Origin of the sequence: Anaerocolumna sp. MB42-C2 (assembly GCF_030913705.1) — a bacterium.
In the GTDB taxonomy this organism is placed as follows: Bacteria; Bacillota; Clostridia; order Lachnospirales; family Lachnospiraceae; genus Anaerocolumna.
The window spans coordinates 6,327,970-6,341,951 of record NZ_CP133190.1 but is presented as its reverse complement, the minus strand read 5'-3'; the positions used below and the strand labels follow the sequence as shown (position 1 = coordinate 6,341,951).

Genomic DNA, 13,982 nt, shown 5'->3' with positions numbered 1-13,982 from the left:
TCTTGTCAAACAATAGAAACTGCGTATTTGCAGACTTGTATTATTAACTATTCCATAACTGTAATGGAACTGCGTATCATACCCATCCAACAACTATACCCATATGTTCCTGCTCTGGTTGGTGTAAATTCTATAACATTATCCCCTTCTTTCAGTTTAACCTTAAGATCATACTCCGAAAGAATCATTTCATTATTACAGCCATTAATCATTCCTTTACCGGCTCTAATTGTCCATTTAACCGGAATCCCTGCTTTCACAGTTATTGCCGGATATCTTCCATAATCCAGGAAAGTGGTTATCGTCTGATAATCACCATTGATTTCTGCAACATCAGCAGATTCTGAACCTGTCTGTATCTGTGGAACCGTTATACCAGATAATGCAAGTCCATTATTAAGCATCCCAATACCCAATACAACAACCAGCATAGCGCAGACAGCCATCATCTTTTCTGTAAATCGCTTATTTAATTTACTGCTTAAGGTACCTAAGATATACATTAATGGAACTGTACCAAGACTGAATAAAAACATAGAGATAGCACCTGCCATAAAACTACCGGTAGAAAGAGCATAAAGCTGCATACTTTGCAGTGGACCGCATGGCATTAATCCATTTAACAAACCAATATAAAAGGATGAATGTTTTTTATATTTTTCTTTACTGATCTTCTTACCTATAAACTTTGGCATTCTTATATTAAACCTGTAAAGCCACGGAAAAACATTAAGCATATTTAATCCCATGATTACCATAAAAACTCCTGCAAATACTGCAATAGCACCGCGGAAACCTCCACCGAAGCTAATTACGGAACCCAGTTCACCTACAATACCACCGATAATTGTATAAGATACCACACGTCCGAGATTGTATAAAAGATTCGGTAATATCACGGAATGACCGTCCTTAACTGAATTAACGCTTTGCGCCAGATTGATACCGCCGCACATTGCTACACAATGAAGAGAAGTGAGCAATCCAATCAGAAATAACATTCCGTATCCCATATTGTTTTGTATCTGAGGAAAAAAATTAGTAAAATCCAATAATCCAAAATGTTTTAATATGACATAACCGCCAAACAGCATTATTAAAATATAGATAGCCTGAGAATTAATGGTTGATTTCGTTTCAGGTGAGTCTTCCAGTACTTTATATTCCAACTGGCTAATAGCAGACTTTATTTCTATAAGTTTAACAGTATCCTCATCAAAAGATACGTAGACTTCACCTTTACCGAAACTTGCTTTAACAGTTTCTACACCTTTTATACCGGATAAGGTATTTTCGATTGTCAGTTCACAATGTGCGCAGCTCATACCGGAAACTGATAATTTCTTTTTTATCAGATTCATTAGAACTTCTTCCAGTTCGTGAATCTCTCGGCATTATCCTTGAAGTATTTAGCCGGAATTACGATCTTAGTATCATTAGCTTTTTCGTCATCTTCCGTAATAGGTACAGGATTACAACCGCCGCGTTCCTGTCCAATCATATCCAGGCTGAATTGGTTACCGCAGTTCTGACATTGAAAAGAATCGCCCTGCTGTTCAAAATAAGCGTATGGGCTGCCGTTACATACCTGACAGGTATTTAATGCTGTACGGATGGTGCCGTCACTTGCTTTTACCGCAAAGAATCCCATCGTTGTTCCATTGAAATCGTATTCATAAAATGTTGCATTTTCCGTAATATCAGCTACATTAATCACTACATCTCCATCATCATTTAAAGCTGCTTTTTTACTTGAAGCGGCAGCTTCTGCTGTATTAGCGGAAGCAATTGTTTCTGTTGTATTAACAGAACCTGCATTTGAATTTTTACTGCCCTTTGGTGCAAATAAAACCAGTGACACAGCAATAGCAGCTACGGCTACTGCTCCAATCATAAGGGGATTCACCTTTTGTTTTTCTGATTTTTTAATTTGTTTCTTATTTGCCATTATTTATTCCTCTCTTCTAATCTAAGTAGTTGCATCGTTTTATTAATGACAGGAGGGAAAGTTTCCGTTATTATTGGCAGATGGATTGCCTGCACCGGAAGAATCTGGTCCAAATACTTTGGCACATTGTTCATACATAAAGGAATAGTACTCTACATCATCCTCCGTAATGTCTCCATTATTCAAAGCATCCTTTAATTCTTTTTCAAAGGTTTTACGGTCTATCAGATTACCATTATCATCAAGCATGGAAATAGATCCGCTCCCACAGCAATTCGCACTGTTTATACTATTATCCGCCTGTCCGGAAGCTGCCAGTGTAGGATCACTGGAATCATATGTTGAATCCGTTGTTTCATTCGTTTTATCAAGAGTATTTCCTGTTTTAAAATAAGTGGTTTGTGCTGCTCCTTCCTTTGAATTACCTGTATTACTAGTTACTTTTGTTACATTTGTCTGATTATTCGATATTTGTTTTCCATAGAAAGCATAGCCTGTTTTAACAGATGCAACTGAAATTGCAATAACTGCTAAGATAATAACTGCATTTTTTCTCATTTAATACTGCCTCCTTAACTTAATCTTCTCCTAGAGTATATTTAATTTATGTGGAGGTTTTATGGAGAAATGCTGAGACACATTTTTTTCACAAATATAAATCAAGATTAGGGTGTTAAATCAGTTAAGCATACCCGCCTGCCGGCACTCAAATCCTTATAAATAAAAATGAGGTGTCCTGACCCCTTTGCCAGGACACCCCATTTTTATTTATAAAGCTTATTGAATTTCAATTCTTTTGTTTTCAACTATTTCAGCATTTTCTTTCGGAAGTTTTAATTCTAATATTCCGTTATTATAGGACGCTGAAATATTATCTTTATTAATACCACTTACACTAAAACTTCTTGAGTAAGAATTATAATGCCTCTCCTGTCTGATATAGTTATCTTTTTCCTCTTTGCTTTCTTCTTTGTGATTAGCTGTAATACTTAAGGTATCATTATCTAAATCTATATTAATTTCATCTTTCTTAAAACCGGGCATTTCAGCCTGCAGCAGATAATGATCACCTTTATCGATTACATCGGTACTGAAACTATCAAAGCGGTTCATCAGATCTCCGAAGAAATCATTGTACAACTTACTGAATAATAAAGGTTGTGTTTGTTCAAATAACATTGGTCTTAACATAAAAATCACTCCATTCTTTTAATTTGCAATAGAACCATTTCTATTGTAAAGGATCCAATATTTTTCTCATCCTTGTAATATATGTTATACATCATATATAACAAATATACAATTAAGTAATTATTAATTATTTCTAAATTATTTATAAACTATAAGAAAGAGTATGGTCTGCTTAGACTCTATCGCATCATGTGCATCCTAATCGGAGAACTTCCTTATATAATAAAAAAATAGTCAGTTTGAACACGTATGATACTTAGTGTTCAAACTTGACTATCGTTTAATAATATATATCCGATTACCGTATATAAAATATTTTCTTATAAATACATACTTATTTGCCTAAAATTGCTTGGATTTCTTCGAGTGTTGACGTGAAATAGTATTTACTGTTTTCATCGCTTCCAAAAAATAAATAATCCGAATCCGCAGGATTTAGCGCTGCCTGAATGGAGGTTATACCCGGATTACAAATCGGTCCTGCGGGTAAGGCACTGCATTTATAAGTATTATAATATGCATTGTAACGGTTAATATCTCCAGAAATATAAGGTTTAATATAACGTTCCACATAAAAAATGGAAGCATCCAACTGTAACTTCATATTATCATTCAAGCGGTTATGGATAACCGATGAGATCATCGCCTTCTGTTGTGAGTTTCCCGCTTCTTTTTCAATCAGGGATGCAATTGTTAATATCTCATCCATAGAATATCCCAGGGTTTCCGCCTTTTCTCTGTCTTCAGCAGTAATCTTAGACTCTGTATTACGTAAAAACTTGCCGATTGCATCTTCCGGTTTACTTAACCGGTAAAATTCATAGGTATCAGGGAATAGATAACCCTCCAACCGAAAACACCTGTTTTCATTAGGCGCTATCTCACTGACTAAGGAATATTTACTGTAATCATACTTATTAAGCGCATCATATAATCCGTCCTTATTGGGACATACTCCTTTTTTAACAAGCAGATCAAAAACCTGAGCTACGGAATACCCCTCAGGAATTGTAACTTTAACTGTATTCGATATATTTGTAACACCGGTAGACTTAGGAATCGCTGATACCGCACCATATGGATTATATGCGATTAAACCACTGTATGTATAAGTATCGTAGCCCGCTGTCTGCATTTCTTCCGTTTTAAAAGATTTTACTCCTGTTGTTGCTGACATAACCCATTTTAAGGCTGACATATGAATCATCATTACTGAACTATCTGTGGATATATAAGCTTTATAGGGCATTGATTTTTTAACCGGTTTGGATTTGGAATTAGCATAATAATTACAGTAATTACTATCTTTCGTAAACGTTACTTTCTTGCCGTTTGTTGTATTGGTAACTGTTGCTTTTTTTAGTTTTGAATCATAGCTAAAGCTTAAAACCGGCATCAGACTGGTTAATTGCTCCAGCGGTACCATGATACTGCCGCCTTGCGTTACTTCTATTCCGGCGGCTTTTGTTTTACCGTTCAAATCATAAAAGGAATACTTACCATTTTTATCAGCAACGATTATTCCATATTGTTTTACAGCTCCGTTAACTTCTTTGGGGATTAAAACCGAAGAAACAGCCATAATACAAGTAAGTATTAATACAAATAATTTTTTACTTCTTTTTAACATACTTCTCTTCCTTTCATAAATGTAATACCTGAATAGGTAAATGCGAAACTCACATATTGTCTCTATATTCCATGCAATTAATACAATTTATGACCTGAATTTTGCCCGGGGGGCAACTGAAGCTACAAAATTCGTATTAATGTAAGGTATATTAAAAAACTATATAGTTTCGCAATTGCCTAACCATACCTAAAGGTAATAATTTTTTAATACTTCAAATTATGTAATTTCGCCCTGATCTTTATTCTACTCTTACTTTTGTAAGAAGTCATCTTAAGTTTATCTTAAGATGTAAAAATGTTGAGAAATAATTACATTACTGTTATAATGTATGTAAAATTATGGTATTTAAGGAGGAGCATATCATGCTGGAACTACCGGAAAGTTATTCAATATCAAAACAGATTTATCAAACTCTGAAAGGTAAAAGAATTAAAAATGCCGTTGCTAACACTTCACCTCATAAGTTTGCCTGGTATTTTGGTGATCCAAATAATTACAGTCTTTTACTTACAGACCAGACTATTTCAGATTGCAAAGCAGTAGCTGGTCAGGTGGAAATATATGCGGGCAACATTCGGATTTTATTGAATGACGGTGTGAATATTCGTTTTTTTGAAAAAGGTACTAAAATACCGGCTAAGCATCAATTGCGGATCGATTTTGAAGATGATTCTTCCCTTGTCTGCAGTGTACAGATGTACGGTGGTTTATGGGTCTATCAGGAGGGTGAAAATGAGAATCCGTACTATCTGGTTGCCAAAAGAATGCCTTCGCCTTTAAGTTCGAATTTTACAAAATCTTATTTTGACACCATATTTCAGGAAGCGAATAAAACAAATTTAACCGTGAAAGCATTTTTGGCCACAGATCAACGTATTCCGGGACTTGGTAATGGTGTTCTTCAAGATATCTTATTTTATGCAAATATTCACCCGAAGAGAAAAATCAATACCCTGTCAAGTGATGAAATTGATGGCTTATTTGATGCTGTCAAAACAGTGATTAACCGGATGGCGGTCGAGGGCGGACGGGATACGGAAAAAGATTTGTATGGAAAAAACGGCGGATATCATACAATATTAAGTAAAAATACTGTCGGAAAACCTTGCCCTGTCTGCGGTAGTATCATTAAAAAAGAAGCTTATTTAGGCGGTAGTATTTACATTTGTGAAAGCTGCCAAAGATTGTCCTGAACCTGATTGCCTTCTGTGAGTGAAGCGAAGCCAAAGTTAATGAAAACCCCGAGACCTGCATGTGCGAGAATCTGCAGAATGCATAAATTATTTCTGGGTATCATATGTTACAATTCAATCGTAGGCTGACTGTAACATATTTCGTATTAAAATGATAAGTATACTTGTCATATTATAAAATAATCTTGTAATTATTTGCATAAAGACAAGGCGGCAGTTCATAAGATTAATAATGATATAAAGAAAGAATTTGGGCTGCCATGAATACAAAGCAAAATATACAAATCATTGTTAGTTGCAGTGACTATGAGAATAATTATAATGAAGTAGCAGCTATGGGAAAGGTTAAATATCGGCTACCTATGATTGATTCTTATGTCATTGAAGTGGAACAAGACAGACTGGATCAGCTGCAAGAAGAAAATGCATTATGGAGTTATGAGGTCGACACCCATATCACCGCCCAAATGAACCGCGCAGCGGAAATCATTGAGTTAAAGTGGGCACATGAAAGAAAGATATTTGGGGAGAATATCGGAGTAGCCGTTGTAGATACAGGCCTATGTATGCATAAAGATTTTACGGAAGGCGGTAACCGCATTCTGGGTTTTTATGATCTGATACACGGCAGAACGGAACCTTATGATGACAACGGGCACGGAAGTCATGTGGCCGGTATTATCGGTGGTAATGGATTTTTATCAAACCGCAAGTATATTGGGGTAGCGCCAAAATGCAATCTGGTTGGTATTAAAGTATTAGACCAGAAGGGTGACGGCAATATATCAGATGTTTTAGCCGGTTTACAATGGATTATTGATAACAAAGAAAGATATAATATCCGTGTCGTTAATATATCCGTCGGAACCACTACGAAAGAAAATGTGGATGAGAACTCTTTATTAGTCAAAGGTGTTAATGCCGTCTGGGATGCAGGAATTGTGGTGGTTGTAGCCGCCGGTAACAATGGTCCCGGCCCCATGTCCATATCAACACCGGGTATCAGCAGAAAAGTAATTACGGTTGGTTCCTCCGACGACCGGATTACCGTTGAGTTATTCGGTAATAAAACCATGGACTATTCAGGACGGGGACCAACGGCTTCCTGTATTAAAAAACCGGATATCGTGGCACCGGGTTCTAATATTATATCCTGCGGTACAATGAAAAATTATCAAAGATATCGGTATAATTTACTTAACAATCCGCGCAATGACTACTCCAATTTAATGTATACCATAAAAAGCGGAACTTCAATGGCAACTCCCATCGTCTCCGGGGCGATTGCTTTATTACTCTCCAAATACCCGAAGATGACAAATAAAGAAGTTAAATTAAAACTAAGGGAAAGCGCAGTTGATTTAGGATATCCCTGGTCAAAGCAGGGATGGGGATTGTTAAATATTCCCAAATTATTGGAATAAAACAAGACATTAAAAGAGCTGCTACAAGATAGAATAATTATCTTGTAACAGCTTTTTTATTTACAAACCTTGGCGAAACATTTTATTTTTGTATTAATCTTGTTTGGCCATTACCCATTATACAACCAATATATAAATACATAAACATCTGTATGCAGCGATTAAAATTTCTTATACATCTCTTTTTTAGCTCCGCAAACAGGACAATTATCCGGAGCTCCGTCAAGAACGGTATGACCGCAGACCGGGCAGATATATACAGATTTCAATTCCATATCTTTTCCTTCTTTTGCCGCATTTTGTGCCTGCGCAAATAAATCTGCATGTATTTTTTCTGCCTCAAGAGCAAAATGAAAGGATCGTTTCGCACCTTGTTCTGCTTGAAATTCTGCAGCATTTAAGTATACCGGGTACATCTGCTCTACTTCGTGGAGTTCACCATTAATTGCTCCCTGCAGATTATCAACTGTTTTGCCCATTCCAAATACTGCACCGGCTGTAACGGTAGCATCTGAAGTTGCTCCGCCTATTTCCTTAAAATGATTGTTGGCATGCACTCTTTCCGCAAAGGATATGGCCTCAAACAATTTACCTATATTGGGGAAACCCTCTTTTTCAGCAACAGCACCCCAGGTCAGATATCTCATGTGCGCCATACTTTCACCACCATATGCGGAATGTAAAAAGTCACTTGTCATTGCGTTTTTAACTGCCATAATGTACCTCCTATATTTATACCATTTTTATAGTAACCTGTTTTATAGTATGAAGCTATAAATTCCCTTTATACAAACTCCTGTATCAATTTTTGGATAACCTTTGGTTCCGTTTGTCTGTTTAATAAAGGAACTCCTGATTTTAATATCTGATTTTTCGTATGAAAATCTGGTTTTGTTTCACGGTAAATGATACCTATGGGAATCTTATCTTCAAACTCCATGGCTTTACTAAATGCAGCCATTTTATCCGTTGGATCATATTCTTCTTCTAAATGATACACTCTGCTTTTGTAAAACGAAAATGTATTTATCTTATTAAAGCTGATACATGGCTGCAGGATATCAACAAAAGCATATCCTTTATACCTGATTGCCTCTTTCATAACAGAAACCAGATGTTCTGTATCCCCGCTGAAAGACCTTGCAACAAATCCGGCCCCTGCTGAGATTGCCATAAGTATAGGGTTTAACGGTGTATTACTGTTACCGTTTATTTGTACATCCGTCCTATGCCCTTCTCCAGATGTAGGTGATGCCTGGCCTTTGGTTAAACCATAAATCTGATTATCATGAACAAAATGAGTTATGTCTACATTTCTTCTTATATTATGTATAAAATGATTGCCGCCCTCACCATAGGAGTCACCATCACCGGTATTAACGATTACCGTAAGTTTTTCATTGGCAATTTTAGCAGCCACTGCAGCAGGCAGTGACCTTCCATGTAAACCGCAAAAACGGTTAGCGCTGATATATTGGGGAGTTTTGGCAGCCTGGCCGATACCAGCTACCATAAGTACTTCAAAAGGATCTTTACCAAGTTCCTCCAAAGCAATTTTTAAACATCTTAAGATATTAAAATTACCGCAGCCCGGGCACCAGGCTGTTTCATAAGTGGTGAATGTATCCATATTAAATACAGCCTCCTTTCAGTAGACTCTCTACAATCTCTTCACCGGATATTTGTCGGCCGTCATATTTTAGTATGGAATCCGTGCACGTAATTCCAATTTTTTCGCAAATTAAATCAGCTAGTTGACCGGTTGCATTTTGCTCTACATTAATAATGTTTTCCGCTGAAGCTGTTAATTTTTTAAGCTTTCTAGTTGGCAAAGGATATATATCACCAAATACTAAGGCGCCGTATTTACCTTGTTCCTTGGAATTCAAACTCTTAACCGCTTCTGCTATCGGACCATACGTAGACCCCCATCCAAGTAACAGGGTAGTGCAGTTCTCTTCACCTATAAACTCCGGTTCCAATAATTCCTCTTCTAATTTCACCAGTTTTCTCATACGCTTATCCATCATGGACTTACGAACCTCAGCCGATTCAGTGATAAATCCGTATTCATCATGTTCGTCACTATCTGCAGAGACAAAGTATCTTAAGTTACCCGGAATTAATCTTGGTGATATACCATTCTCGGTTAGACGATATCTTAAGTAATCCCCGTCTATTTCATCGGATTTTGCAGTTTCAGCTTTAGGAATATTACTTATATCATAAGGTTCTACGCATGCCGTAGAATCACCAAGGTATTGATCACTTAATATAATTACCGGTATCTGATATTTCTCCGCCAGATAAAATGCTCTTGCAGTTTGATAAAACGCATCTTTGTGATTTCTCAATGCTATTACCATCCTGGGGAATTCACCCTGGGCTGCAGAAATTACGAACTTTAAATCACTCTGTTCTGTTCTTGTCGGTAATCCGGTAGCCGGTCCCGGCCTCTGAACATCAACGGCAACTAACGGAATTTCGGCAATGCCTGAGAATCCCAGAGCCTCCACTTTCAAGCAAAAACCACCGCCTGAAGTTCCTGTCATAGCGCATGCTCCGGCATAGGAAGCCCCTAGGGCCATATTAATCGCTGCTATCTCATCTTCTGCCTGTTCAACCACGATACCTGTTTCATTGCTTTTAGATGCCAGATATTCCATAATTGCAGTAGAGGGTGACATTGGATAAGCAGAGTAAAATTTTAGCCCCGCAGCGATTGCTCCTAAAGAAAGAGCCTTACTGCCGGATATAAGCATCCAATCACTGAACTTTCCCTCTATATGTTCAAATTTTTTACCCACACTATCATATCCGGCTTTAATTGCCTTTAAATTAACCTCCAGGTATTGTTCTTTAACGGAGGTTCTCATTGTCTCTTTTGCATAATCCAAAGTCTCACCAAACAATTTCAATACCGCTCCAACGGCAATACTTCCGGAAGCTCTGATGTTACCCATTTCTTTAGCCATTTTATCCATATCCAGTTTTACAACCTGGGAGCCTTCTGCTTTTAAACTACTGTCGCATAATATGAAACCTGTTTCTTTTAATTTATCTTTATGTAATGAAACTGTTTCATCATTCAGTGCTATCATGCCATCCAGTTTATCGTTATGAGATGTAATTATATCAGTACCAAAACGTATCATGGAAAAATTATGTCCGCCTCGGACACGTGACATAAAATCCCTTATAGTAAATACAAAATAACCGGACTTTTTTAATAATTTTTCCAGTATTGCTGCCGTTGTTTCAACGCCCTGACCGGCAGCTCCACCAATTAAAATGTTATACATAACCTTCCTCCTTTTCTAAATTATTACAGATATTATACCTTAATTATATAAATGTTTCAACATTAATACCATAATTTCTGATATTTAGATGTTGTATTTTATATTATTACACATTATCGGATATATCGACAACTAATTGTATAATTTGATTAAAGCATTAAACTGTTATAGAAACAAAAAGCTGTTTCTATTGTCGGATGCACGGCGCAATAGCAGCGCCTTTTATCAGAAGTTTGAAAACCAACTTCTGATAATTATATTTTAATTACTGCCTATGTATGCGGAATTTCTCAAAATAAAACTAAAACCTGCTCCTTAGCATAACTTAATATGATAATAATGTCGTTAATTGCGATAAAAAGAGTACGTTTTTATATGGAAATATAGGAAATGAGGCAAGCAATAAATCATATGATACAGTGTAATAACAAATAGGAGGCTCTTACATGAGTGATTTAGCAGCAACAAATTGCGGTATCGGTTGTAATGGAGGTTTCGGCGGTTCTTGGATCCTTATAATCCTTTTACTTTGCTGTTGTGGCAATGGTAATAATGGATTATTTGGTGGCGGATTTGGCAGTGGATGTGGAACTGGATGTGGAAATGATGGCTGCAGTTCTATCATTTGGATCATCTTAATCCTTTGCTTATGCGGTGGTAATAACTTCTGTTAATCTACTTAATACCTATCTGTTTTTAACTGAAAAGTGACAAGAAAAAAAGCTGCTGGTGCAGCTTTTTTTCTTGTAATTATTCTAATTTGTGACGCTTCAGTTCCGCTAACTGAAGCGTCACAATCTTTATTTCCTATTCCAGTCCTGCTTTTGATTAAGCCTTAACTGTTTTACCCTTTCATAGCAATCCTGATCTATTTCATAAACGGAATTGTCATCAATAATTAAATCATCTGATAATCTCTCACCGCGGCCTCTTTTTGTATCACCGGAAGTGTATAAATAGTCACTTTGTGAGTTTCTTGGTATTGGATATTCATTACTTTTATTAAAGTCATAATAATTTGGCATAGTAACCTCCTTGTATAGTAAATACATTGTAAACTGATCAATTAATTCTTATAATGATTATAAATGTATTTCTTTCTATAATCCAATTAATTTATCAATCATAACAATATATGAATTTATTACCCAAATGTCCATAATACATATTGATTACGGCTATCTTTTCTTATATACTATGTCTATTAATGTATGAATGTACATAAGAAAGAAAAAGAGGTGAATATTATGTCAGGTTCTATATACGGTAATTTATTTAAAATATCAACCTGGGGTGAATCCCACGGTAAGGGCATTGGAGTTGTTGTAGACGGATGTCCTGCAGGATTAACTCTTACGGAGGAAATGATACAGGTTTATCTGAATCGGCGAAGACCCGGACAGACGAAATATGCTACACCCAGAAAAGAAAGGGACCAGGTCGAAATATTATCCGGTGTATTTGAACAAAAAACTACCGGCACCCCTATCTCCCTGGTAATAATGAATACCAATCAGCAATCCGGTGATTACTCTGAGATTGCAAATTATTATCGTCCCGGACATGCAGATTATACGTATGATGAAAAATACGGATTTCGTGATTACCGGGGAGGAGGCCGTTCCTCCGGACGGGAAACCATAGGACGTGTAGCTGCCGGTGCCATAGCTATGGCTATCCTGAATCAACTGGGTATCAATGTTTGTGCTTATACCAAATCCATTGGTGATATATCCATTGATTATAAAAGCTGCAATAAAGAAAACATCTTACTCAGCCCTCTCGCTATGCCCGATCTGGAAGCATCTAAAGCTGCTCAGGCTCTATTGGATGACAAAATAAAAGAACTTGATTCCGCAGGCGGGGTTATTGAATGTATTGTAAGCGGTATGCCAACTGGAATAGGTGAACCTGTATTTGATAAGTTGGATGCGAATCTGGCCAAAGCCATCTTATCCATCGGTGCGGTAAAAGGGATTGAATTCGGTTCAGGTTTTAAGTCCTCACAGATGTCGGGCTCTGATAATAATGATAACTTCAGATTCGATACGGAAGGTAAAGTACGAAAAGTAACGAATCATGCAGGCGGCATCTTGGGAGGTATCAGTGACGGAACAGAAATTATTCTCAGAGCATCCGTTAAACCAACACCTTCCATAGCAAAGACACAGGATACTATAAATAAATCCGGAGAAAATATAAAAGTTAATATTAAAGGACGGCATGATCCGATCATTGTTCCTAGGGCGGTAGTTGTTGTTGAGGCTATGACAGCGGTTACAATTGTAGATATGCTGTTTATGAGTATGACTTCAAGAATAGATAATATTAAAAAATTCTTTGATCATTAAAAAAGGGTTATATTATTACATCAGAATGGACGAAGAAATTGTCAATGTTATAAAATTAATAAGTATTCATTTTTTTGATCATTAAAATTGATTTGAAAAAGGTATTCATTTTCAGAGGTTACCTATGTTCAATAAACTGCTTTTATTTATATGTAAGGTCAAAATTCACTAAGCATCCGGCTTTTTGCATTTTGGCCTTATTTTGTGCCCTGTAATCAGTGAATTTATCATATATCTTCGTTTTTATTTATGAAGAGTTTTATATATACAAAAAACTAATATAATTACATATTAATTTATTGACATAGCAAAGATTACGTGTATAATAAAATATGCCGCTTGTTTAGCGAGACTAAACAAAAAGTTTAACTTTATTAAGGAGGCATATTGTGAAGATAGGAGAAAAGATTAAAGAGCTGCGTGTGCAAAAAAGTTTAACTCAGGAAGAACTGGCAGACCGGGCGGAACTGTCTAAAGGATTTATCTCTCAGTTAGAAAGGGATTTAACTTCTCCTTCTATTGCCACCCTTGTAGATATTCTTCAATGCTTAGGTACGAATTTAGAAGAATTTTTTTCAGATTCAACTTCCGAACAGGTTGTTTTTAAAAAGTCGGATTATTTTGAAAAATATGATAATGACTTAAAGAATGATATTAAGTGGATCATTCCAAATGCTCAAAAAAATATGCTGGAACCAATTCTATTGACACTTGACCCAGGCGGTTCCACTTACCCGGATAATCCCCATGAGGGTGAAGAATTCGGATACGTATTAAACGGCAGTATTACACTGCATATTGGAAATAAAACTTTCAAAGCCAAAAAAGGTGAATCCTTTTATTTTAAAGCCGGTAAAAAGCATTATATTACCTCCTCGGAAAAACAAGGTGCTTCCCTGCTGTGGATTTCCACACCACCCAATTTCTAGAGTCAGCCTGA

General features: G+C 36.5%; 14 protein-coding genes. 5 read left to right on the top strand and 9 right to left on the bottom strand.

The features are described 5' to 3' along the window. Positions 1-47 precede the first annotated feature (47 nt). From RBU59_RS28175 to mltG, 5 genes are all read right to left on the bottom strand, one after another. Positions 48-1,361, bottom strand: a complete 1,314-nt coding sequence (locus RBU59_RS28175) for an urease accessory protein UreH domain-containing protein (protein ID WP_308145780.1) — start codon at positions 1,359-1,361, stop codon at positions 48-50. Beyond that, on the bottom strand, positions 1,361-1,948 hold the full coding sequence (locus RBU59_RS28170) for a DUF2318 domain-containing protein (protein ID WP_308145779.1): 588 nt from the start codon (positions 1,946-1,948) through the stop codon (positions 1,361-1,363). The genes RBU59_RS28175 and RBU59_RS28170 overlap by 1 nt, the downstream gene beginning before the upstream one ends. 42 nt (positions 1,949-1,990) lie before the next feature. Beyond that, the gene (locus tag RBU59_RS28165; RefSeq protein ID WP_308145778.1) at positions 1,991-2,506 is read right to left on the bottom strand and encodes a hypothetical protein; all 516 of its coding nucleotides are present in this window, start codon (positions 2,504-2,506) and stop codon (positions 1,991-1,993) included. Positions 2,507-2,725: 219 nt separating this feature from the next. Further along, on the bottom strand, positions 2,726-3,139 hold the full coding sequence (locus tag RBU59_RS28160) for an Hsp20/alpha crystallin family protein (protein ID WP_308145777.1): 414 nt from the start codon (positions 3,137-3,139) through the stop codon (positions 2,726-2,728). Between the two features lie 334 nt (positions 3,140-3,473). Then, entirely contained in the window at positions 3,474-4,769 is a 1,296-nt protein-coding gene (gene mltG / locus RBU59_RS28155; RefSeq protein ID WP_308145776.1) for an endolytic transglycosylase MltG, read from the bottom strand. A gap of 365 nt (positions 4,770-5,134) precedes the next feature. Here mltG and RBU59_RS28150 point away from each other — a divergent pair, with 365 nt between their 5' ends. Next, positions 5,135-5,965, top strand: a complete 831-nt coding sequence (locus tag RBU59_RS28150) for an endonuclease VIII (protein ID WP_308145775.1) — start codon at positions 5,135-5,137, stop codon at positions 5,963-5,965. A 467-nt stretch (positions 5,966-6,432) separates the two neighbouring features. Beyond that, positions 6,433-7,389 (top strand): S8 family peptidase, encoded by a 957-nt coding sequence (locus RBU59_RS28145; RefSeq protein ID WP_308148658.1) that lies wholly within the window; start codon positions 6,433-6,435, stop codon positions 7,387-7,389. 161 nt (positions 7,390-7,550) lie between these two features. Here the strand turns inward: RBU59_RS28145 and RBU59_RS28140 are convergent, their stop codons facing one another. The 3 genes from RBU59_RS28140 to RBU59_RS28130 all read right to left on the bottom strand — a co-directional run bounded on the left by RBU59_RS28140 (position 7,551) and on the right by RBU59_RS28130 (position 10,691). Then, a complete protein-coding gene (locus RBU59_RS28140) occupies positions 7,551-8,105 on the bottom strand; it encodes a rubrerythrin family protein (RefSeq protein ID WP_308145774.1) in 555 nt (184 codons plus the stop codon). Between the two features lie 68 nt (positions 8,106-8,173). Then, positions 8,174-9,019 carry a 2-oxoacid:ferredoxin oxidoreductase subunit beta gene (locus tag RBU59_RS28135; protein WP_308145773.1) on the bottom strand — a complete coding sequence of 282 codons (846 nt, stop codon included), beginning with the start codon at positions 9,017-9,019 and terminating at the stop codon, positions 8,174-8,176. Between the two features lies 1 nt (position 9,020). After that, positions 9,021-10,691, bottom strand: a complete 1,671-nt coding sequence (locus tag RBU59_RS28130; RefSeq protein WP_308145772.1) for a 2-oxoacid:acceptor oxidoreductase subunit alpha — start codon at positions 10,689-10,691, stop codon at positions 9,021-9,023. Positions 10,692-11,137: 446 nt separating this feature from the next. Here RBU59_RS28130 and RBU59_RS28125 point away from each other — a divergent pair, with 446 nt between their 5' ends. Next, positions 11,138-11,365 (top strand): chorion class high-cysteine HCB protein 13, encoded by a 228-nt coding sequence (locus RBU59_RS28125; RefSeq protein WP_308145771.1) that lies wholly within the window; start codon positions 11,138-11,140, stop codon positions 11,363-11,365. 126 nt (positions 11,366-11,491) lie between these two features. Here the strand turns inward: RBU59_RS28125 and RBU59_RS28120 are convergent, their stop codons facing one another. Continuing rightward, positions 11,492-11,716: a hypothetical protein gene (locus RBU59_RS28120; protein WP_308145770.1), complete on the bottom strand. Its 225-nt coding sequence runs from the start codon at positions 11,714-11,716 to the stop codon at positions 11,492-11,494. Positions 11,717-11,938: 222 nt separating this feature from the next. On the opposite strand from RBU59_RS28120, the gene aroC reads away from it, so the two are divergent. Together aroC and RBU59_RS28110 are read left to right on the top strand one after the other, a co-directional pair. Then, complete coding sequence (gene aroC, locus RBU59_RS28115; RefSeq protein ID WP_308145769.1) at positions 11,939-13,042, top strand: chorismate synthase; 1,104 nt, start codon at positions 11,939-11,941, stop codon at positions 13,040-13,042. A gap of 389 nt (positions 13,043-13,431) precedes the next feature. After that, the gene (locus RBU59_RS28110; protein WP_308145768.1) at positions 13,432-13,971 is read left to right on the top strand and encodes a helix-turn-helix domain-containing protein; all 540 of its coding nucleotides are present in this window, start codon (positions 13,432-13,434) and stop codon (positions 13,969-13,971) included. The last annotated feature ends 11 nt before the right edge of the window (positions 13,972-13,982 follow it).